This window comes from Micromonospora echinaurantiaca (assembly GCF_900090235.1).
Lineage (GTDB): Bacteria > Actinomycetota > Actinomycetes > Mycobacteriales > Micromonosporaceae > Micromonospora > Micromonospora echinaurantiaca.
In genome coordinates, this window is the sequence record NZ_LT607750.1 from 459,109 (window position 1) to 481,491 (window position 22,383).

Sequence of the window (22,383 nt, forward strand, 5' to 3'; positions counted from 1 at the left end):
GCGTTCCGATGGGCCGGACGTTACTGAACGGTAGCTAGGGCCGGAAGTCCTCTGTGAAAAACCGCATCGACCGATGCGTGAAGGTGCCCGGGTGAACGTTGAACCGCGCACTGCCGTGCTTGCCGCCGGCGCGCCGGCCGGCACGACGGGTGGTCCCGGCGGGGGTCGCGGTGCCCCCGGGTCCCGCGCATCCGGTCGGCGGTACGGCCGGACGCGCCGCGCCCCGACGCTCTCCGGCGGCGCGCGGCGCGTCTGCGTCAGTGCGTGGCCGACTCGGCCGACTCGGCCGGCTCGACCAGCTCGACCAGGACGCCACCGGCGTCCTTCGGGTGCACGAAGTTGATCCGGGAGTCGGCGGTGCCGCGCTTCGGGGTCTCGTAGAGCAGCCGTACGCCGCGCTCGCGCAGCGCCGCGCAGGCCGCGTCGATGTCCGCCACGGTGTACGCCACCTGCTGCACCCCGGGGCCGTTGCGGTCCAGGAACTTCGCGATGGTCGACTCCGGCGTCAGCGGGGCGAGCAGTTGCACGCAGCCACCCTCGGTGGTCGGCCCGACGGCCAGCATCGCCTCGCGGACGCCCTGTTCGGCGTTGGTCTCGGTGTGCACGCAGCGCATCCCGAACGTCCGCTGGTAGAAGTCGATCGCGGCGTCCAGGTCGGCCACGGCGATCCCGACGTGGTCGATGCGGCGCAGCCCGATGTCTGTGACATAGTCGGCAGCGGTCTCGACGGGGGAGTTCTCAGCCATGGCGCTAGTCTGGCCGAACAATCGTTAAGGCGTACAGGTCGGCACCCCCCTCGGAGGCAGGTATGGCTTCGGTGATCGTCAGCGGCGCGCGGACCCCCATGGGGCGCCTGCTGGGCAACCTCAAGGACCTCCCGGCGACCAAGCTCGGCGGCGTGGCGATCAAGGCGGCGCTGGAGCGCGCCGGCGTCGCGCCCGAGCAGGTGCAGTACGTGATCATGGGTCAGGTGCTCCAGGCCGGCGCCGGGCAGATCCCGGCCCGGCAGGCGGCGGTCGAGGCGGGCATCCCGATGTCCGTACCGGCCCTGACCATCAACAAGGTCTGCCTCTCCGGCCTGGACGCGATCGCCCTGGCCGACCAGCTGATCCGGGCCGGCGAGTTCGACATCGTGGTGGCTGGCGGCATGGAGTCGATGACCAACGCCCCGCACCTGCTGCTCGGCCAGCGCGGCGGCTACAAGTACGGCGACGTGGTGGTCAAGGACCACATGGCGCTGGACGGCCTGACCGACGCCTGGGACTGCTGCTCGATGGGCGAGTCGACCGAGCGGCTCGGCGCCAAGCACGGCATCAGCCGGGCGGAGCAGGACGAGTTCGCCGCGGCCAGCCACCAGCGGGCCGCCGCCGCGCAGAAGAACGGGCACTTCGCCGAGGAGATCGCCCCGGTGGTCATCCCGCAGCGCAAGGGCGACCCGCTGGTGATCAGCGAGGACGAGGGCGTCCGGCCGGACACCACGGCCGAGACGCTGGGCAAGCTGCGTCCCGCGTTCACCAAGGACGGGACCATCACCGCCGGCAGCTCCTCGCCGATCTCCGACGGCGCCGCCGCGGTGGTGGTAATGAGCAAGGCCAAGGCCAAGGAGCTGGGGCTGACCTGGCTGGCCGAGATCGGCGCGCACGGCAACGTGGCCGGCCCGGACAACTCCCTGCACTCGCAGCCGTCCAACGCCATCCAGCACGCGCTGCGCAAGGGCGGGCTGAGCGTCGACGACCTGGACCTGATCGAGATCAACGAGGCGTTCGCCCAGGTCGGCATCCAGTCCATGCGTGACCTCGGTGTCGGCCCGGAGAAGGTCAACGTCAACGGTGGGGCGATCGCGCTGGGCCACCCGATCGGCATGTCCGGCGCCCGGCTGGTGCTCACCCTCGCGCTGGAGCTGAAGCGGCGGGGCGGCGGCACCGGCGCGGCCGCCCTCTGCGGCGGCGGTGGCCAGGGCGACGCGCTGATCATCCACGTCCCGGCCGCCGGCGAGAGCGGTCAGTGAGCGACGCGATCGTGAGCGAGACCGTCGACAGCGTCCCGGCGGCGGGCACCGGGTCGGTGCGCCGCAGCCGGGACGTGCCGATGCTGGTCGAGCGGGCCCGCGCGGGTGACCCCCGCGCGGTGGCCCGGCTGATCACCCTGGTCGAGTCCGGCGACGAGACGCTGCCGCGGATCGCCGCGGCGCTGGCGCCGTACGCCGGCCAGGCCCAGGTGGTCGGGCTGACCGGTTCCCCCGGCGTGGGCAAGTCCACCACCACCAACGAGCTGGTCCGGGCGTTGCGCGCCCGCGGTCACCGGGTGGGCGTGCTGGCCATCGACCCGTCCAGCCCGTTCACCGGCGGCGCGATCCTCGGCGACCGGGTGCGGATGCAGGACCACGCCACCGATCCGGGCGTCTACATCCGGTCGATGTCCAGCCGGGGCCACCTCGGCGGGCTCTCCGCGGCGACCCCGCAGGCGGTCCGGGTGCTGGAGGGCGCCGGCTGCGACGTGGTGCTGGTCGAGACCGTCGGGGTCGGGCAGGCGGAGGTGGAGGTCGCCTCGCTGGCCGACACCACGTTGGTGCTGCTCGCCCCCGGGATGGGCGACGCCATCCAGGCGGTCAAGGCCGGCATCCTGGAGATCGCCGACGTCTTCGTGGTGAACAAGGCCGACCGGGACGGCGCCGACGCCACGGTGCGCGACATCCAGGGCATGATCGCGCTCGGCGAGCGCGGGCCGGGCCAGTGGCGCCCGCAGGTGGTGCGCGCCGTCGCCGCGCGCGGCGAGGGGATCGACGACATCGCGGCCGCGATCGACAAGCACCGCGGTTGGCTGGTCGAGCACGGCGAGCTGCGCCGCCGGCAGGAGACGCGGGCCGCCGCCGAGATCGAGGCGATCGCGCTCGGCGCGCTGCGCGACCGGATCGGCTCGCTGCGCGACGGTACGGAGCTGCCGGCGCTCGCCGCGAAGGTGGCCGAGGGGGCGCTGGACCCGTACGCGGCGGCGGACGAGCTGCTCAGCCAGCTCGGCTCCTGACCGTCCCGCCGGTTCCGCCCGGCCGGCCCCGCCCGGCCGGTGCCGTGTCCACCCCGGACCGCCCGGAACTAGTACGCTCGCACCGCTCCACGGTCGGCGTGGGGCGGTGGTGTGCGGCCGGAGTGGGAGAGCATGAGCGAGCGCCAGCGAGCGAATCATCAATGCAGTGCGGCGGTGCCTCAGGGCGGCACGGAGCGCAGCGGAGGGCCGGCGTGAGCGACGAGGCGACGCGGGAACTGTCGGTGACGCCGGACGCGGTGGCGGGCGGAACGACCTCCGTCTCGGACGAGGTCGTGGAGAAGATCGCGGTGGCCGCCGCGCGGTCGGTGCCCGGGGTGGTGGAGCTGGGCGGCGACGTGGCGCGGTTCTTCAACTCGGTGCTCGACCGGGTCGGGCTGGACAAGGTCGGCGACGCCACGCGCGGCGCCTCGGCGCACGTGACCAACGGTGCGGCGGTGGTCAACCTGGTCATCGTGATCGAGGCGGGCCGGACGGTCCCCGAGGTGACCGAGGCGGTCCGGGCGAAGGTGACCGAGGCGGTCGAGGCGTACGGGCTGCGGGCGGACGAGGTCAACATCCGGGTCGACGACGTGGCCCTGGGCGAGTCCGCCGCGCCGACCGCCTGAGCCTCCGGGGCGCCCCCGGTTACCGGCCGGTACGACTTCCCTTAGCGATCGTTCAGGCTCCCGGCCTACACTCGACGTGCAGTCGAGAGCTCGAGGAGGAGCCCCGCGGATGAACGCCGACGAGATCGCAGCCGGACGGGCACGCTGGCAGGCCCGGTACGACGCCGCGCGCAAGCGGGACGCCGACTTCACCACGCTCTCCGGGATGGCCGTCGACCCGGTCTACGGGCCGCCGGAGGGCGTCGCCTATCCGGGCTTCGAGCGGATCGGCTGGCCGGGCGAGTACCCGTACACCCGGGGCCTGTACCCGACCGGCTACCGGGGGCGGACCTGGACCATCCGGCAGTTCGCCGGCTTCGGCAACGCCCGGCAGACCAACGAGCGCTACAAGATGATCCTGGGTGCCGGCGGCGGCGGCCTCTCGGTCGCCTTCGACATGCCCACCCTGATGGGGCGGGACTCGGACGACCCGCAGGCGCTCGGCGAGGTCGGGCACTGCGGCGTCGCGGTGGACAGCGCGGCCGACATGGAGGTGCTCTTCGACGGCATCGACCTGGCCGGCGTGACCACCTCGATGACCATCTCCGGCCCGGCGGTGCCGGTGTTCTGCATGTACCTGGTGGCCGCCGAGCGGCAGGGCGCCGACCTGTCCACCCTGGACGGCACCCTGCAGACGGACATCTTCAAGGAGTACATCGCGCAGAAGGAGTGGCTCTTCGACCCGGAGCCGCACCTGCGCCTGATCGGCGACCTGATGGAGTACTGCGCCCGGGAGATCCCGCGCTACAAGCCGCTGTCGGTCTCCGGCTACCACATCCGCGAGGCCGGCTCGACCGCCGCGCAGGAACTGGCGTACACCCTCGCCGACGGGTTCGGCTACGTCGAGCTGGGGCTGTCCCGCGGGCTGGACGTGAACGTCTTCGCCCCCGGCCTGAGCTTCTTCTTCGACTCCCACGTCGACTTCTTCGAGGAGATCGCCAAGTTCCGGGCCGCCCGCCGGATCTGGGCCCGGTGGCTGCGCGACGTCTACGGCGCCACCAGCGAGAAGGCCCTCTGGCTGCGGTTCCACACGCAGACCGCAGGGGTCTCGCTGACCGCCCAGCAGCCGGTGAACAACGTGGTGCGCACCGCCGTCGAGGCGCTCGCGGCGGTGCTCGGCGGCACCAACTCGCTGCACACCAACGCCCTGGACGAGACGCTCGCGCTGCCCACCGACGAGTCCGCCGAGATCGCCCTGCGCACCCAGCAGGTGCTGATGGAGGAGACCGGGGTGACCAACGTGGCCGACCCGCTCGGCGGTTCGTGGTACGTCGAGGCGCTCACCGACAAGATCGAGGCCGAGGCGGAGGAGATCTTCGCCCGGATCAAGCAGCTCGGCGGCGGGGGCCCGCACCAGATCGGCCCGATGACCTCCGGCATCCTGCGTGGCATCGAGGACGGCTGGTTCACCGGCCACATCGCCGAGTCGGCGTTCGCCTACCAGCAGGCGCTGGAGAAGGGCGAGAAGAAGATCGTCGGGGTCAACTGCCACACCAGCACCGTGGCCAAGGACCTGGAGATCCTGCGTATCTCGCACGAGGTGGAGCTGGAACAGCGCCGGGTGCTGGCCGAGCGCAAGGCGGCCCGGGACGACGCGGCGGTCAAGGCGGCCGTGGCGCGGATGGTCGAGGCCAGCCGGACCGGCGAGAACATGATCCCGGCGATGCTCGACGCCGTCCGCGCCGAGGCCACCCTCGGCGAGATCTGCGACGCCCTGCGCGACGAGTGGGGCGTCTACCGGGAGCCCGCCCGCTTCTGATCCGTCCGCACCCACGCCCCCGCTCCGGCGGCCCGGCAACCGGGGTATTCGTACCCTTTGCCGGGCCTTCCGGGGCGGGATCGTGGCGCTGCCGGGCCGAACCGCCCACAAGGGCGGTGAGCAGGGTGAGAACTGCAACTGTCGCCGTCGCGGTTGATCGGAGTTGGGCCGCGCGCGTGCGAGACTAGATAACCATGAGCGACCCACGGATCACCTCGTCGATCTTCACCCGCGGCGCGGTCGACCTCAGCGCGCTGCGCACCCCTGCCCCGAGTCCGACCCCGGCCCAGGCCGGTCCCCCCGCCGGTGCGCCCGGTGGCGCCGTCGGCGGCGGAGTCACCGTCATCGACGTGACCGAGGCGACCTTCCAGTCCGAGGTCCTCGAACGCTCGCTGAACACGCCGGTCGTGGTGGACTTCTGGGCCGAGTGGTGCGAGCCGTGCAAGCAGCTCTCCCCGGTGCTGGAGCGGCTGGCCGTCGAGGGTGGCGGCGCCTGGGTGCTCGCCAAGATCGATGTGGACGCCAACCCGCGCATCGCCCAGATGTTCCGGGTGCAGGGCATCCCGATGGTCTACGCGGTGGTCGGCGGTCAGCCGATCGACGCCTTCTCCGGGGTGGTGCCGGAGGCGCAGCTGCGGCAGTGGATCCAGGCGGTGCTCAAGGCCGGCGGCGTGACCGTGGCGGAGCCGACCGACCCCCGCCTCGACGAGGCCGACGACGCCCTGATGAGCGGCGACCTGGACGCCGCCGAGCGGGCGTACCGCAAGATCCTGGCCGACTCGCCGACCGACGCCGCGGCCGAGGCCGGCCTGGCCCAGGTCGGCCTCGCCCGCCGGGTGGCCGGCGCCGACCCGCAGGCGGCGCTCGCCGCCGCCGAGGCCAACCCGGACGACGTGGACGCCCAGCTGCTGGCCGCCGACATCGAGGTGCTCAGCGGCCTGGCCGAGCAGGCCTACCGGCGCCTGGTCGGCGTGGTCCGGCGGACCGCCGGCGACGACCGCGAGAAGGTACGCCAGCACCTCGTCGGACTGTTCACCATCGCCGGTCCGGAGGACCCCGCGGTGGCCTCGGCCCGCCGGGCCCTGGCCAGCGCGCTGTTCTGAGCACGTAGCACGCCAGCGCGGGCCGGCGTCCCGGCCGGCCCGCCCGACCACCGAGGACGGGAGCCCATGATGCGCCGGATCGCCGTCCTCGACGCGCCGTCCAACCTGGGCCTGCGCCCGCCCACGGCCACCTCGGTGCCGGGCTGCGCCAAGGCGCCCGGCGCGCTGCGCGACCACGACCTGCTCGCTCGGCTGCGGGCCCGGGACGCCGGCTGCCTGACTCCGCCGCGCTACGACCCGGGCGACTGGCGGCCGGGCGACGGGGTCTGCCACGCCCGGGAGATCTCCGACTACTCGGTGGCGCTCGCCGACCGGATCGGTTCGATCATCGACCGGGGGGAGTTCCCGCTGGTCCTCGGCGGGGACTGCTCGATCCTGCTCGGTTCGGCGCTGGCCATGCACCGGCTCGGCGAGGCGGTCGGCGGCCGGATCGGGCTGGTCTTCGTCGACGGCCACTCCGACTTCCGGCACCCCGGCAACGCCTCCTACGTGGGCGCCGCGGCGGGCGAGGACCTCGCCCTGGTGACCGGCCGGGGGCAGGCCGACCTGGCGGCCATCGAGGGGCGTCGCCCCTACTTCCGGGACATCGACGTGGTCGTGCTCGGCATCCGGGCGCAGGACGAGTACCGGCTCGACCTCCAGGCCGCCGGGATCGTCACCCGGCCGGTGCCGGCGCTGCGGGCCGAGGGCGCGGCGCGTACCGCGCAGTGGGCGCACGAGCAGCTCGCCGACTGCGCCGGCTACTGGGTGCACATCGACGTGGACGTACTGGACCCGGCCGTGATGCCGGCGGTCGACGCGCCCGACCCGGGCGGGATCGCCTTCGCCGAGCTGGAGATCCTGCTGGCCGGGCTGGTCGACACCCCGCACTGCCTCGGCGTCGAGCTGACCGTCTTCGACCCCGACTACGACCCGGACGGCGCGTACGCCGCCGAGATCGTCAACACGGTGGTGGCCGGGCTCGCCCCGGTCAGCGCGCCGGAGGCGGTGCCGCCCCGGCTGTTGCCGGGTCCGTCGAGCACCCGTGCCGCCCGGCCGGGCAACGGGCGGTCCGCCGCCCGGGTCGTCCCGCCGCGCGGCGCCGTGGACGCCGACCGGCCGACCCAGCCGGACCCGGACGCGACTGCTCCTCCGGCCGGCCTGGAACCGGTCCGTGCGTCCGGGGCGGCCGTCGCGGCCGGGCTGGAGCCGGTGGTGCCGCCCGGGTCCGCCGTTCCGGCCGGGCTGGAGCCCGTCGGGCCGTCCTCCGCCGAGCTGGAGCCGGTCGGGCCGCCCGCGGCCGCCGGTCCGGGGCTGCTGCGCCGGAACCCGCTGGCCATGGCCGAACCGCCTGCCGACCCCGACGCCGACGCCGACCTGTCGGCATCGGAGGACGGCACCGCCCACCCCAGCGCCGGGATCGCCTGACCCTCCGCACGGCACCCCCCGGCCCCGACCCGCTGCCCCGAGTAGTGATCAAGGGGTTTGCGTCAGAACCTGGCGGCCGGTGGTTGACGCAAACCCCTTGATCAACGCTGCCGTGGGGTGGGTGGGGTGGGTGGGGTGGGGTTAGTGGGGGAGGGCGCGGAGGAAGCGTTCGGCGATCGGGACGGCGGTGGCGGTGCTGGCGCCGCCCTGCTCGACGAAGACCGCGAACGCGACGTCGCCCTGCCAGCCGACGAACCAGGCGTGGGTGTGCGCCGGGTTGTTGTCGTACTCGGCGGTGCCGGTCTTGCCGTGCACCGGGTCGCCCGGCACGTCCTTGAGGGCGGTGCCGGTGCCGGCGGTGACCACCTCCCGCATCATCGTCTTCACCGCCTCGACCGACTCGGCCTTGAGCGGCTGGCCGGGGGCGGCCGGCTGGGCCGGGGCCGGGTCCAGCACCAGCTTCGGCTGCTCGAAGCGACCCCGGGCGACCGCGGCGGTGGCCGACGCCATGGCCAGCGGGCTGACCAGGGTGGTGCCCTGGCCGATCGCGGCGGCGGCCTGCTCGGTCGCGCCGCCGTTGGCGGAGACCTTGCCGGTGAAGGCGTCCAGGCCGACGTCCCACTGCGCCTCCAGGCCCAGTGACCGACCGGTCACCGCGAGCCCGTCCGCGCCCAGCTTCGGGGCCAGCGCGGTGAACGCGGTGTTGCAGGACTTCGCGAAGTCGGTGCGGAACGGCACCGAGCCGAGCACGAAGTTGTCGGAGTTCTTGAAGGCACGGCCGTCGACGGTGAACGTCTTCGGGCAGTCGACCGGCCCGTCCAGGGTGACCGCACCCCGGTCCAGCAGCCCGAGCGCGCTGACCATCTTGAACGTCGACCCCGGCGGGACCTGGGCGGTGAAGGCGAGGTTCTCCCCGGCCGCGCCCGGCCCGTTCGCCGCGGCGAGCACCGCGCCGTCGCTGATCCGCAGCGCCACCAGCGCGGAGCGCCGCCGCTCACCGCGCAGCGCCGCGTCGGCCGCGTTCTGGGTGGCCACGTCCAGGGTGGTCTTCAGCGGCGCCCCGGGCTGTGGGTCGCGGCGGAACACCTCGGTGCCGGTCGGCGCCAGGGTGCCGTCCGGCCCGGGCCGCTCGATGATCACGCTGAGCCCCGGCGTGCCGCGCAGCCGCTCGTCGTAGCGCCCCTGCAGACCGCCGTGGCCGACCAGGTCGCCGGCGGCGTACCGGTCGGGGTGCCGGGTCAGGTCGTCGGCCTGCGCCGGGTCGACCGAGCCGAGCACCGCCCGGGCGAACTCGCGGGTCGGGGCGAGGTCCAGCTCGTCGGCGCGGAACTTGGTGCCCGGCAGGTCGTAGATCCGTGGCTTGATCTGCCGGTACGCCTCCTCGCGCAGGGTCACCACCTCGACGAACGCGCCCGGGTCGGCGTCGGCGAGCCGCTTGGGCAGGCCGGAGAGGTCGACCGGCGGGGTGATCGCCGGCCGGATCGCCCGGAACGCGCCGTCCAGCTTCCGGACCAGACCCGGCACGTCGGTCGCCTCGCTCGGCTGCACCCCCACCCGGACCACCGGTCGCGGCGCCACGATCGGCTGGCCGGCGTCGTCGAGCACCGCTGCCCGCGGGCCGGTCTGCCGGCGCAGCCCGAGCCGGTCGCCCCGGGTGAGCTGCTCCTGCACCACCTTCGGCTCCCAGATCACCTGCCACTGGTCGTCGCCGCCGCGGGTCATCCGGACCGTCCGGTCATACGCCCAGCGGGTGTCGCCCGGCAGAGTCCACTCGACCTTGACGGTCGCGGTGGCGGTGTCCGCGGTGATCTTGGGTTCGCCGCGGCGGGTCAGTGCCGGCGGGGTGGCGGCCAGCTCGCCGGAGAGCTCCTTGATCTCCCGCGCGACGTCGACCGCCGGCACCTTGGCGCCGGTCGGGTCGACGAACCCGACCGCCTGCAGGTCGCCGGAGCGCCAGCCGGCCAGGAACGCGTCCACGCTGCGTTCCGGCCCGTCGCTGTCGGAGCAGGCGGTGAGCCCGCCGGCCGTGAGCAGGATCGCGGCCAGCGCGGCGAGTGACAGGCCGTGACGACGGGGGTACGACGGACGCATGGTGCAGCTCCTTGGATCTTCCACTGCCTGCACGTTAGTACGGGTCCGCCGTCCGCATCGTCCCCGGTTGGGGGCGGACGGGCGGGAAGACGGACCCGTGACGGTGTGATGAACATCGCGCGGCGGGGTACTCCTGGGGCCGGCCAACCTCGTACCCGCAACGGGTGAAAGGACAGTGTCCGGATCCGGACGTCCGGCCGGAGGTCCGCCGCGGAAGCACCAAAGCGGGAGGGCCTAGGCTGGGCGGGAGAGTGACCCACAACGCGGTGGGTCGAGGGGAGTGGCACCGATGGACCGGCGTCCGGCGATCAAACCGGGACCCGACCTCCGGCAGGATGACACCAGCCGGGACGACAGCTTCGATTCGGCGACCGACGGGGACGGTTTCGGCCGACTCGACACAGGAGTGACCGGGATGACCGGTTCGAGCATCGACACCATCTACGACCTGGGCCTGCCGCCGGATTCGCTGGCCGGGGACACGGAGGACAGCGAGCTCGACGAACCGGTACCGAACGCGGAGCGCCTGGTGGCCCAGGCGGTCGCGCTCGCCGGGGACGACCACGACGCGGCGACCCTGGTCAGCCGCTTCTGGCGGTTCGCCCCGGACGAGGAGCTGATCGGCTTCACCGCCGAGGAGATGCTCGCCGCGGCCCAGGCCCACCGCGACCTGGCCCGGCAGCGCGTCCCGGGTGAGCTGAAGCTGCGGATCCACGAGCCCGACGCCGACCAGCACCACACCGTGATCGAGATCGTCACCGACGACATGCCGTTCCTGGTTGACTCGGTGACCGCCCTGCTCAACTCGCACCACCTCGACGTGCACCTGCTGGTCCACCCGCTGGTGGTGGTGCGGCGGGAGCCGCTCGGCCGGCTCACCGAGGTCTGCGCGGACGTCGAGCCGGACGACGCGATCGCCGGTGATCTGGTCGAGAGCTGGATGCACATCGAGATCGACCCGGTCCGCGACGCCGCCGAGCGGGACACGCTGCGCCGGGAGTTGCAGCGGGTGCTCACCGACGTGCGGGAGGCCGTCGAGGACTGGCCGAAGATGCGCCAGCGGGCGCTCTCCCTCGCCGACGAGCTGGCCGCCGCCCGGACGAGCGACAACCGGCCGCCGGTGCCGGAGAAGGACATCACCGACTCGGTCGAGCTGCTGCGCTGGCTGGCGCACGACCACTTCACCTTCCTCGGCTACCGGGAGTACCGGCTGACCGAGGCCGCGGACGGCGGCCAGGCGCTGGAGGCGGTGCTCGGCACCGGGCTGGGCATCCTGCGCCAGGACTCGCCCGAGGCCCGGTCGCTGTCGTCGATGACCCCCGAGGCGCACGAGCGGGTCACCGAGAAGCGCCTGCTGATCATCACCAAGGCGAACTCCCGGGCCACCGTGCACCGCTCGGCCTACCTCGACTACATCGGCTTCAAGGTGTTCGACGAGGCCGGCGAGGTGGTCGGGGAGCGGCGCTTCCTGGGCCTGTTCTCCACCGCCGCGTACCGCACCAGCGTGCGGGAGCTGCCGGTGGTCCGCCGCAAGGTCGCCGAGGTGCTCGACCGCTCGGGCCTGAGCCAGCGCAGCCACTCGGGCAAGGACCTGCTCCAGATTCTGGAAACCTACCCGCGCGACGAGCTGTTCCAGATCAAGACCGACGACCTCTACCACGCGGTGATCGGCGTGCTGCGCATGGCCGGCCGCCGGCAGCTGCGGGTCTTCCTGCGCCGGGACGCGTACGGGCGGTTCATCTCCTGCCTGATCTACCTGCCCCGGGACCGGTTCACCACGCAGAACCGGCTGCGCATGCAGGACATCCTGTTGCGCGAGCTGAACGGGGTGGGCGTCGACTACACCACCCGGGTGACCGAGTCGATGCTGGCCCGGGTGCACTTCATCGTCCGGACCGACCCGAACCGGCCGCCCAGCGACATCGACGCCGACCTGCTCGCCGAGGAGCTGGCCGACGCCACCCGGCTCTGGGACGACGACTACCGGCTGGTGCTGGAGCGCAAGCTCGGCGACGAGCAGGCCAAGCACCTCTTCAGCCGGTACGCCGACGCCTTCCCGGAGGGCTACAAGGACGGGCACACGCCGTACGAGGCGATGAAGGACCTGGCCAAGCTGGAGCTGCTGGAGGAGCCCGGCCAGCTGGAGATGCACCTGTTCCGCAAGCAGCTGGCGCCCCGCCCCGGGGGCCGGACGGCGGAGGCCGAGCAGGCCGAGCCGATGGACGTGCGGTTCAAGGTCTACCGCTACGGCGAGCCGATGATGCTCTCCGCCGTGCTGCCGGTGCTGCACTCGCTCGGCGTTCGGGTGGTCGACGAGCACCCGTACGAGGTGGAGCGGGTCGACGGCCGGATCTGGCTGTACGACTTCGGGCTCCAACTGCCGGAGGGGCACCAGGAGCTGGCCGAGGTGCGCCCGCACGTGGAGAACGCCTTCGCGGCGGCGTGGCGGGGCGAGGCCGAGGTCGACGGCTTCAACGAGCTGGTGCTGCGTGCCGGCCTCACCTGGCGCCAGGTGGTGGTGCTGCGGGCGTACGCGAAGTACCTGCGCCAGGCCGGCACGGTCTTCTCCCAGGACTACATGGAGTCGACCTTCATCGCCTACCCGCGGATCGCGCAGCTGCTGGTCGAGCTCTTCGAGGTCCGGTTCGTGCCGGGCGCGATGGATGCCGGGCAGCGGCAGCAGCGCAGCGGTGAGCTGGTCGCCGAGATCCGGGCCGCGCTGGACGACGTGGCCAGCCTCGACCAGGACCGCATCCTGCGCTCGTACCTGACGCTGATCCAGGCCACCCTGCGCACGAGCTTCTACCAGAAGCGCTCCGGCGGGCGGCCGAAGGCGTACGTGGCCTTCAAGCTGGACCCGCAGGCGATCCCGGATCTGCCGGCACCCCGGCCGAAGTTCGAGATCTTCGTCTACTCGCCCCGCTTCGAGGGCGTGCACCTGCGGTTCGGGCCGGTGGCCCGGGGCGGGCTGCGCTGGTCGGACCGGCGGGAGGACTTCCGCACCGAGGTGCTCGGCCTGGTCAAGGCGCAGATGGTGAAGAACGCCGTGATCGTGCCGGTGGGCGCCAAGGGCGGCTTCGTGCTCAAGCAGAAGCCGGGCGACCGGGACGAGGCGGTGGCCTGCTACAAGGAGTTCGTCTCGGCGCTGCTGGACGTCACCGACAACATCCTCAGCGGGGAGATCGTGCCGCCGGAGGACGTGGTCCGGCACGACGGTGACGACCCGTACATGGTGGTGGCGGCGGACAAGGGCACCGCCACCTTCTCCGACATCGCCAACGAGATCTCCGCGGCGCACAACTTCTGGCTCGGCGACGCGTTCGCCTCCGGTGGCTCCGCGGGCTACGACCACAAGAAGATGGGCATCACCGCCCGGGGCGCCTGGGAGTCGGTCAAGCGGCACTTCCGCGAGCTTGGTCACGACACCCAGACCCAGGACTTCACGGTGGTCGGCGTCGGCGACATGTCCGGCGACGTGTTCGGCAACGGGATGCTGCTCTCCGAGCACATCCGGCTGGTGGCCGCCTTCGACCACCGGCACATCTTCCTCGACCCGGACCCGGACGCCGCCACCTCGTACGCCGAGCGGAAGCGGCTGTTCGAGCTGTCCCGGTCGTCGTGGGAGGACTACAACGCGGAGCTGATCTCGGCCGGTGGTGGCGTCTACCCGCGTACCGCCAAGTCGGTGCCGATCTCGCCGCAGGTGCGCGAGCGGCTCGGCCTGGACGACGACGTGGCGCAGATGTCCCCGCAGGAGCTGATGAAGGCGATCCTCACCGCGCCGGTCGACCTGTTCTGGAACGGCGGCATCGGCACCTACGTGAAGGCGTCCAGCCAGACCAACGCGGAGGTGGGCGACAAGTCCAACGACGCGATCCGGGTGGACGGCAAGAACCTGCGCTGCCGGGTGGCCGGTGAGGGCGGCAACCTGGGCTGGACCCAGCTCGGCCGGATCGAGTACGCCCTGACCGGCGGCCGGATCTACACCGACTTCATCGACAACGCGGCCGGGGTGGACTGCTCCGACCACGAGGTGAACATCAAGATCCTGCTGAACACGGCGGTCGCCGACGGCGAGCTGACCGTCCCGGAGCGGGACGAGCTGCTCGCCGAGATGACCGACGAGGTCGCCGAGCTGGTGCTGCGGGACAACTACGACCAGGCCCGGGCGCTGAACAACGCCCAGGCGCAGGCCGCCTCGCTGCTCCCGGTGCACCGGCGGATGATCACCGAGCTGGAGCGCTCCGGCGCGCTGGACCGGGCGCTGGAGGCGCTGCCGCCGGACGAGGAACTGGCGGTGCGTAGCGAGTCGGGGCTCACCGCGCCGGAGTTCGCGGTGCTGCTCGCGTACGTCAAGATCGTCCTGGAGAAGGAGATCCTGAACGAGGGGCTGGCGGACGAGGACTGGACCACCGAGGTCCTGGTCAACTACTTCCCGACCCCGATGCGGGAGCGGTTCGCCGACCGGATGGGCCGGCACCGGCTGCGCCGGGACATCGTCACCACGGTGCTGGTCAACGAGGCGATCAACCGGGGCGGCATCTCGTTCGTCTTCCGGGTCGTCGAGGAGACCGCGGCCAGCGCGGCGGACGTGATCCGGGCGTACGTCGTGGTCCGTGAGGTGTTCGGCCTGGGCGAGCTCTGGGACGCGGTGGAGGCGCTGGACAACAAGGTCGCACCGGAGCTGCAGACCAGCGTCTACCTGGACACCCGGCGGCTGGTCGATCGGGCGGTGCGGTGGCTGGTGACCAACCGCCGCTCGCCGATCGACGTGCCGGCGGAGATCGCCCGGCTGCGGGACGGGGTGGCCCGGCTGCTGCCGGGGCTGGAGAACCTCTTCTACGGCAGCGAGCGGGAGGCCATCGCGGCGCACATCGACTCGATGACCGAGCGGGGGCTGCCGCGCGACCTGGCCGAGCAGGCGACCCGGCTGATGTACAGCTTCGGCCTGCTGGACGTGGTGGAGACGGCGGCGAGCAGCGGACGCGACGTGGGCGAGGTCGCCTCGGTCTACTTCGTGCTCTCCGACCGGTTCCGGGTTGATTCGCTGCTGTCGAAGATCTCCCTGCTGCCGCGGGAGGACCGCTGGCAGACGCTGGCCCGGATGGCGCTGCGGTACGACCTGTACGCCGCGCTGGCCGCGCTGACCGCGGAGGTGCTCGACTCCACGCCGGACACCCTGCCTCCGCACGAGCGGGTGTCGCAGTGGGAGCAGTCCAACGCCACCTCGATCCACCGGGCCGAGCGGGCGATGGGCGAGTTCGACGAGTCCCGGGCGGACCTGGCGGCCCTGTCGGTGCTGCTCCGCCAGATCCGCACCCTGGTGCGGACCTCCGCCGCCGCCTGAGCGGTCCGTACAGCGGTCCGGCCGGTCGGTTTCACCGACCGGCCGGACCGTTCCGGCTCTGGTGGATCATTCCGTCAGAGTGGCGAGGACGATCACGTTGTCGGGGTAGCTGCCGGCGGCCTCGTCGAAGACCCCGCCGCAGGTCACCACCCGCAGGCCCGGCTTGTCGCTGGGGCCGTACACCAGCTCGGTGGGGAACGCGTCCTTCGGGTGCCGCTGGACCGACTCGACGGTGAAGGTCGCCGGCTGGCCGTCCTCGCGGGCCACGGTGATGGCGTCACCGGGTTGCAGTGCGCCGAGCGAGAAGAAGACCGCCGGCCCCATCTTGGCCGAGTCGACGTGCCCGACGATCACCGCGTTGCCGACCTCGCCCGGGCTCGGTCCCGGCTGGTACCAGCCGGCCAGCTCGGCCCGCTCCAGCGGTGGGACCTGGACGGTGCCGTCGGGGTTGGTGCCCAGCGAGATGATGCTGGCGCCGACCCCGATCCGGGGGATGGTGATCGTGGTGGGGGTGGAGCGGGGCAGTCCGACGGGGGCCGGTGCCTCGTCGTACGTGTCGAACGACGGCGTGGCGCTCGGCGTGGCCGCCGCCTGGGCCAGCGGCTGGGGCGGGCGGGGAGCGGGCGTGCCCTTGAGCGACGCACCGACCAGACCGGCGCCCACCATGGCGAGCAGGACGACGACGGCCGCGCCGGCGGCGCGCCACGGAATCCCGTGACGGCCGCCGGCCCGGGTCGTCATCACGTCACGCGTAGGACGCATCGGTCCGACGGCGACGCAGCAGCACGATGCCACCGAGGGCCGAGGCGCCGATCAGGCTCGCCCCCGCGGCGGCCAGCTCGCGGTCGGTGCCGGTGCCGGCGCCGCCGTCACCGCCGTCGACCCCGCCACGCGGGAGGACGACCAGCTCGCCCTTACCGCAGGAACCCTCGAGCTTGTAGCGGCCCGGCTTGGCGTGCCGGTCGACCTTGGCCTCGCCGTAGTAGACGAAGTCACGCTTGTGCTCCCAGCGGTCCTCGCCCTTGCCGTGGTCGCCGTACTCCTCGTCGGACCAGCCGTTCTCGTGGTCCTTGCCCTTGTCGTCGTGGTCCTTGCCCTTGTCGTGGTCCTTGCCCTTGTCGTCGTGGTCCTTGCCCTTGTCGTCGTGGTCCTTCCAGTCCGAGCCGTGGTCGCCCCGCTCGGACTCGTCGCCGTAGTCGCCGTGGTCCTTCTTGTCGCCGTCGCGGCCGGACTCCTCGCGGTCCTTCCAGTCGCCGTTGTGCTCGGCGTCCTGGCCGTGCTCGTCGCCCTTCCAGTCCTTGCGGTCCTCCTCGCGGCCGGAGTCGCCGCCGCCCTGGCCGTTCATCGCCGCCGGCTGCGGCTTGCCGGTCTCGTTCCCGTAGCCGTCGTGGTCCTTCTTGTCGTGGTCCTTGCCCTTGTCGTCGTGGTCCTTGCCCTTGTCGTGGTCCTTGCCCTTGTCCTCGTGGTCCTTGCCCTTGTCGTGGTCCTTCTTGTCGTGGTCCTTGCCGTGCCCGTCGCGACGGTCCTCCCCTCCGTCACGCCAGTCGCGGTGGTCCTCGCCCCGCCCGTCGACCGGCTTGAGCTTGACCTTGCCGGTGACCTTCGACCACACGAACGCGTGCTTCTGCGGCTCGTCGCAGACCTCGAGGAGCTTGACCTTGTCCCCGGGCTTCACGACGTGCGGCTTGGCGAAGACCTTGCCGTCCTTGTCGTGGTGGCCGCCGTCGGCGTACGCGATCGCCGGCGTGAACACCAGCAGCGAGGCACCGCCGAGGGCGGCGCCCGCGACGACCTTCCCGAGCATCTTCTTAGCCATGACCTGCGTCACTCCATCCCCTGTTGTCCTCGGCTCGGCGACATCCGAGCTAGGACCGACGTTAGACCGTTTCACGAGCTATGAGAGGAAAGATTCGTGTTTAAGAGTTTGGTGGAGATGCAGGTCATAGGGGTGCTAAGCCGTTTTCGTGGCCGCTGCTGCCGGTTGTTGAGGGGCCGAGGGGTTGTCGACTCCCGGTGCCTTCGGTGCCGGTCCGGCGTCCCTCGGGACGACTCGGCGGGATAGTCCGGGTCGCGCGCCCTCGCGTGCGACGGCCTCGATGCCCGGGCGGAACCCGTGGATGCCCGGATCGGCGGTGGCCCCGGTGCGCGAGGACATCGAGGCATTGCCATGGAAGCGCTCCCATGCAAGAATCGGCGCACGCGGTTCGGGGAGCCACACCGCGCAGCAGGCAGGAGTCGAGGGCACCGGTCCGCCGGACGACGTCCCGCCCCGGGCCGGCCGTCGCCGGCCGTCGTACCACCACCACCGCCCGTCCGGGTCGGGCGTCCCCGAAGAATCCCGTTGGCGCCGGCGGTCGTCCGCGCAGGACGCCCATCGGGCCACCGTGCCGGGCCGTTCGCGGGTCCGGTCTCGCCCAAGGAGATCAGTGGCATGAACGTGTGGAGAAGGATGTCCGGCCCACGCCGGGCCCTCGCGCTCGCCGGCGCGGGCACCCTGGTCGCGGGCGGGCTGGTGACCCTTCCGGTCACCGTCGCCCACGCCGCGACCCAGTGCGCGGTGACGTACACGACCAACGACTGGCCCGGCGGGTTCACCGCCACCGTCAACATCAGGAACATCGGCGACGCGCTCAACGGGTGGACGCTCGGCTTCACCTTCCCGGACGGTGGCCAGCGCGTGCAGCAGGGCTGGTCGGCCCGGTGGGCCCAGTCCGGCCAGAACGTCACCGCGCAGAACGAGTCCTACAACGGCTCGCTGGCCAGCGGGGCGACCGTGAGCATCGGCTTCAACGGCGCCTGGAGCGGCAGCAACCCGAAGCCGACCTCGTTCACCCTGAACGGGGTGACCTGCAACGGCGGCACGAACCCGACCACCCCGCCGCCCACCACCACGCCGCCGCCGACCACCCCGCCCCCCACCACGCAGCCGCCGACCACCCCGCCGCCCGGCACCAAGGTGGACAACCCGTACCTGAACGCCCAGGGCTACGTGAACCCGGAGTGGAAGGCCAAGGCCGAGTCCGTCGCGGGCGGCAACCGGGTCTCCAGCAACCCCACAGCGGTCTGGCTGGACCGGATCGCCGCCATCAACGGCACGCCGGACAGCAGCTCCAACGGTGCCATGGGGGTACGCGACCACCTGGACGAGGCGCTGCGTCAGGGCGCCAAATACATCCAGTTCGTCATCTACAACCTGCCCGGCCGGGACTGCGCGGCGCTCGCCTCCAACGGTGAGCTCGGCCCGGACGAACTGCCGAAGTACAAGGCCGAGTACATCGACCCGATCGCCGCCATCCAGGGCGACCCGAAGTACGCCAACCTGCGGATCATCAACATCATCGAGATCGACTCACTGCCGAACCTGGTGACCAACACCTCCGGGCAGCCCGGCGGCACCACGATGTGCGACACGGTGAAGGCCAACGGGGCGTACGTCAACGGGGTCGGCTACGCGCTGGCCAAGCTGGGCGCGATCGGCAACGTCTACAACTACATCGACGCCGCGCACCACGGCTGGATCGGCTGGGACAGCAACTTCGGCCCGACCGCCGACATGCTGAAGAGCGCCGCGGTCGCCTCCGGCAGCACGGTGGCGAACGTGCACGGCTTCATCGTGAACACGGCCAACTATTCGGCCCTGCGCGAGCCGTACGTCAAGGTCACCGACACGGTGAACGGGCAGACCGTGCGGCAGTCCACCTGGATCGACTGGAACCAGTACGTCGACGAGCTGTCCTTCGCCCAGGCCTTCCGCAACAAGCTGGTCCAGGTCGGCTTCGACAGCAACATCGGCATGCTGATCGACACCTCCCGCAACGGCTGGGGCGGCTCCGCCCGGCCCACCGGCCCGGGCCCGATGACCAACGTCAACGACTACGTCAACGGTGGCCGGGTGGACCGCCGGATCCACCCTGGCAACTGGTGCAACCAGTCCGGAGCGGGTCTGGGCGAGCGCCCGAAGGCCGCGCCGGAGCCGGGCATCGACGCGTACGTCTGGGTCAAGCCGCCGGGTGAGTCGGACGGCTCCAGCCGGGAGATCCCGAACAACGAGGGCAAGGGCTTCGACCGGATGTGCGACCCGACGTACGGCGGCAACGAGCGCAACGGCAACAACCCGACCGGCGCCCTGCCGGACGCGCCGATCTCCGGTGCCTGGTTCCCCGCGCAGTTCGCTCAGCTCATGCAGAACGCCTACCCGCCGCTCTCCTGAGCCGACGCCCACCGGCCGCTGGCAGTAGGTGAGGCGCTCCAGCGGCAGGTTCCCCCGGGCCCCCGGCCCGACCGCCACCGGTCGGGCCGGGGGCCCCTCGCCACCCCGCCCACTCCGTCCCACCCCTCGCACGTTCAGGGAAAGAGCGGCCTTCCGCCGCCCGGAGGCCACTCCTTCCCTGTTCGGGCGCGGATCTTGCCCCGGAGTGCGGGGTCAGGGCACGGTTTTCTCGATCGCGGCGCGGCCCAGTTCGGCGAGGTCGCGGCGGGCCCGTTCCAGATTCTCCGGGGTCATGTCCTGGCCCCGGGCCATCACCAGGTCCTCCGGATCCCACGGCTGCTCACCGCCGGTGCGGATGTTGTCCGGGGCGGCACCGGTGCCGGTCCCGGTCGCGCCGGTGCCGGCGGCGTACGGGTCACCGATCAGGTTCTCGCCGGCGCTCCGCTCGCCGCGGTCACCGGGCCCCACGAAGGTGGGATTGTCCCGGTCGGCGCCGCCCCCGGTCATCAGCTGCGGGACGCCGGTGTCGTCCTCCACCGCCGCGGCCACTTCCGGGCTCTCCTCCAGCGGGCGGTCACGGTCACGGTCCGTCATGTCGCTGCCCTCCTGTCCCAGGCGCGTTCCCTGATCCCCCTGGCCTACCCCGGGAGGCGGATGGCATGCCCGCCGGGACGCGCTCGTCCGGCCCGGGTCGGGCGGTACGTCCCGTTCAGGAGGGTCGCTTCTCCTCCGGCGACTCGGGTGGCTCGGCCGGGTTGCGCCACTGCCAGAGCAGCATCAGCACCCCGAACACGAGCATGCCGAGGCCGGCCCAGAGGTTGATCCGCACTCCCTCGGCCTTCTCCATCGCGGCGGCGCCGTCGAAGACGCCGACCAGCGTGACGATCACCCCGTACGCCGTGAACAGCCCACCGATCACCCGGCGGATGTCGAACAGCCGGGCGGCGGCGGACCGGCGACGGGCCTCCTCGGTGGCCGCCACCATCCGGTCGTGCCCGTGCGGGTTGAGGTTGTCCATGGCCATGGCCGAGCACCCTTCCTAGAAGAACGGCACGTAGAGGAGGAGGGAGAAGACCAGGGCGATCACGCCGAGGACGACGGGGGAGCGCCACCAGACCGCGTCCCCGGTGAGCACGTCGCCCTTCAGGTCGATCCCGCCGGTGCCGTACACCAGGCCGCGCAGGTCCTCGTCCCGCCGCGGGGTGGTGAACGGGGTGACGATCGCGGCGACCACCGCCACCGTCACGAACGCGATGCCGGCGCCCCAGAAGCTCTCCTCCAGGTCGGAGTTGAAGTGCACCACCCCGCCCTTGTAGAGCAGGTAGGTGGCCAGGGCGGCCAGGGTGCCCAGGAGCAGGGAGAGGAAACCGGCCGCGGCGGTCATCCGCTTCCAGAACATGCCGATGATGAAGGTGGCGAACAGCGGCGCGTTGAACAGCGAGAAGAGCGCCTGGATGTAGTTCATGATGTTGCTGAACCCGGCCGCGATGAAGGCGGTGCCGATGCCGATCAGCACGCCGGCGACGGTCGCCCAGCGGCCGATCCGGATGTAGTACTCGTCGGGCCGGTCCCGGCGGATGTACGACTGCCAGATGTCGTAGGTGAAGACGGTGTTGAAGCCGCTGACGTTGGCCGCCATGCCGGCCATGAACGAGGCGACCAGGCCGGTCACCGCGACGCCGAGCACGCCGTTGGGGAGCAGGTCGCGCATCAGCAGCGGGATGGCGTTGTTGTAGACCAGGTCGCCGCTCTCCGCCCCCAGCCCCTGCACGGTGACCAGGGCGACCAGGCCGGGGATCACGGTGACCACCGGGATCAGCAGCTTCGGGTAGGCGGCGATGATCGGCGTACGCCGGGCGGCGCTCATGTTCTTGGCCGACAGGGCGCGCTGCACCTCGGCGAAGTTGGTCGTCCAGTAGCCGAACGAGAGCACGAAGCCGAGGCCGAAGACGATGCCGATCCAGTGCGCGCCCAGCGGGTTGGCGGTGCTGCCGGTGTCCTGCCAGGTGTGCAGCCCCGCCTCGCCGAGCTTGGAGTCGCGCACCGCGTCCATCAGCCCGGACACCCCGCCCACCTTCACCAGGCCGAGGATGGTGATCGGCAGCAGGCCGGCGACGATCACGAAGAACTGGAGCACCTCGTTGTAGATCGCCCCGGAGAGCCCGCCCACCGTGATGTAGGCCAGCACGATCAGCGCGCCGACCACGATGGCCACCCAGAGCGGCCAGCCGAGCAGCGCCTGCATGATCAGCGCCAGCGCGTACAGGTTCACCCCGGCGATCAGCACCTGGGCCACCGCGAAGCTGAGCGCGTTCAGCAGGTGGGTCGGGCGGTTGAAGCGCAGCCGCAGGTACTCGGGCACGCTGCGGACCTTGGAGCCGTAGTAGAAGGGCATCATCACGATGCCTAGGAAGACCATCGCCGGCACGGCGCCGATCCAGTAGTAGTGCAGGGTCATCGCGCCGTACTGGGCGCCGTTGGCGGCCATCCCGATGATCTCCAACGCCCCGAGGTTGGCCGAGACGAAGGCGAGGCCGGTCACCCAGGCGGGCAGCGAACGGCCGGAGAGGAAGAAGTCGACGCTGGTCCGGATCGCCCGGCGGGCGGCGAAGCCGACCCCGAGCACGGTGACGAAGTAGAGCGCCAGGATGCCGTAGTCCAGGACGTTCATGTTCAGCCGGAGGCCGCCGCCGTCCATCCCCGTCACCCTTCGTCCACCGTCCACCGTCCCGCACCGGTCGTACGCGTGCGCCCCCATTTACCCCGGGTGCGAAGTT

At 72.1% G+C, this 22,383-nt stretch carries 15 protein-coding genes; 8 read left to right on the forward strand and 7 right to left on the reverse strand.

The annotated features are described in order from the left end of the window. Nucleotides 1–257 precede the first annotated feature (257 nt). On the reverse strand, nt 258–746 hold the full coding sequence (mce, locus tag GA0070609_RS02115) for a methylmalonyl-CoA epimerase (RefSeq protein ID WP_088992228.1): 489 nt from the start codon (nt 744–746) through the stop codon (nt 258–260). Nucleotides 747–808: 62 nt separating this feature from the next. On the opposite strand from mce, the gene GA0070609_RS02120 reads away from it, so the two are divergent. From GA0070609_RS02120 to GA0070609_RS02145, 6 genes are all read left to right on the forward strand, one after another. Beyond that, nucleotides 809–2,008 carry an acetyl-CoA C-acetyltransferase gene (locus GA0070609_RS02120; protein ID WP_088992229.1) on the forward strand — a complete coding sequence of 400 codons (1,200 nt, stop codon included), beginning with the start codon at nt 809–811 and terminating at the stop codon, nt 2,006–2,008. 80 nt (nt 2,009–2,088) lie between these two features. Further along, nucleotides 2,089–3,024: a methylmalonyl Co-A mutase-associated GTPase MeaB gene (gene meaB / locus GA0070609_RS02125; protein WP_408630652.1), complete on the forward strand. Its 936-nt coding sequence runs from the start codon at nt 2,089–2,091 to the stop codon at nt 3,022–3,024. A 212-nt stretch (nt 3,025–3,236) separates the two neighbouring features. Next, a complete protein-coding gene (locus GA0070609_RS02130; RefSeq protein ID WP_088992230.1) occupies nt 3,237–3,650 on the forward strand; it encodes an Asp23/Gls24 family envelope stress response protein in 414 nt (137 codons plus the stop codon). Nucleotides 3,651–3,759: 109 nt separating this feature from the next. Continuing rightward, complete coding sequence (locus GA0070609_RS02135; protein ID WP_088992231.1) at nt 3,760–5,448, forward strand: acyl-CoA mutase large subunit family protein; 1,689 nt, start codon at nt 3,760–3,762, stop codon at nt 5,446–5,448. A 194-nt stretch (nt 5,449–5,642) separates the two neighbouring features. Next, the gene (locus GA0070609_RS02140; protein ID WP_088992232.1) at nt 5,643–6,551 is read left to right on the forward strand and encodes a tetratricopeptide repeat protein; all 909 of its coding nucleotides are present in this window, start codon (nt 5,643–5,645) and stop codon (nt 6,549–6,551) included. Between the two features lie 66 nt (nt 6,552–6,617). Continuing rightward, a complete protein-coding gene (locus GA0070609_RS02145) occupies nt 6,618–7,958 on the forward strand; it encodes an arginase family protein (RefSeq protein WP_231928501.1) in 1,341 nt (446 codons plus the stop codon). Nucleotides 7,959–8,099: 141 nt separating this feature from the next. Here GA0070609_RS02145 and GA0070609_RS02150 read toward each other — a convergent pair whose 3' ends face one another. Further along, a complete protein-coding gene (locus GA0070609_RS02150; RefSeq protein ID WP_088992233.1) occupies nt 8,100–10,049 on the reverse strand; it encodes a penicillin-binding transpeptidase domain-containing protein in 1,950 nt (649 codons plus the stop codon). A 289-nt stretch (nt 10,050–10,338) separates the two neighbouring features. Between GA0070609_RS02150 and GA0070609_RS02155 the strand changes: the two genes are divergently transcribed. Beyond that, nucleotides 10,339–15,396, forward strand: coding sequence for an NAD-glutamate dehydrogenase (locus GA0070609_RS02155; protein ID WP_088992234.1), 5,058 nt, complete (start codon nt 10,339–10,341; stop codon nt 15,394–15,396). A gap of 66 nt (nt 15,397–15,462) precedes the next feature. On the opposite strand, the gene GA0070609_RS02160 is transcribed toward GA0070609_RS02155, so the two are convergent. After that, complete coding sequence (locus GA0070609_RS02160) at nt 15,463–16,140, reverse strand: class F sortase (RefSeq protein ID WP_088992235.1); 678 nt, start codon at nt 16,138–16,140, stop codon at nt 15,463–15,465. Nucleotide 16,141: 1 nt separating this feature from the next. After that, entirely contained in the window at nt 16,142–17,212 is a 1,071-nt protein-coding gene (locus GA0070609_RS02165; protein WP_088997434.1) for a hypothetical protein, read from the reverse strand. Between the two features lie 615 nt (nt 17,213–17,827). Here GA0070609_RS02165 and GA0070609_RS02170 point away from each other — a divergent pair. Then, a complete protein-coding gene (locus GA0070609_RS02170; RefSeq protein ID WP_088992236.1) occupies nt 17,828–19,606 on the forward strand; it encodes a glycoside hydrolase family 6 protein in 1,779 nt (592 codons plus the stop codon). A gap of 213 nt (nt 19,607–19,819) precedes the next feature. On the opposite strand, the gene GA0070609_RS02175 is transcribed toward GA0070609_RS02170, so the two are convergent. From GA0070609_RS02175 to GA0070609_RS02185, 3 genes are all read right to left on the reverse strand, one after another. Next, a complete protein-coding gene (locus tag GA0070609_RS02175; protein WP_088992237.1) occupies nt 19,820–20,200 on the reverse strand; it encodes a hypothetical protein in 381 nt (126 codons plus the stop codon). A 115-nt stretch (nt 20,201–20,315) separates the two neighbouring features. Further along, complete coding sequence (locus GA0070609_RS02180) at nt 20,316–20,630, reverse strand: hypothetical protein (protein ID WP_231928502.1); 315 nt, start codon at nt 20,628–20,630, stop codon at nt 20,316–20,318. A gap of 15 nt (nt 20,631–20,645) precedes the next feature. Next, the gene (locus GA0070609_RS02185) at nt 20,646–22,304 is read right to left on the reverse strand and encodes a sodium:solute symporter family protein (RefSeq protein ID WP_088992238.1); all 1,659 of its coding nucleotides are present in this window, start codon (nt 22,302–22,304) and stop codon (nt 20,646–20,648) included. Between the last annotated feature and the right edge of the window lie 79 nt (nt 22,305–22,383).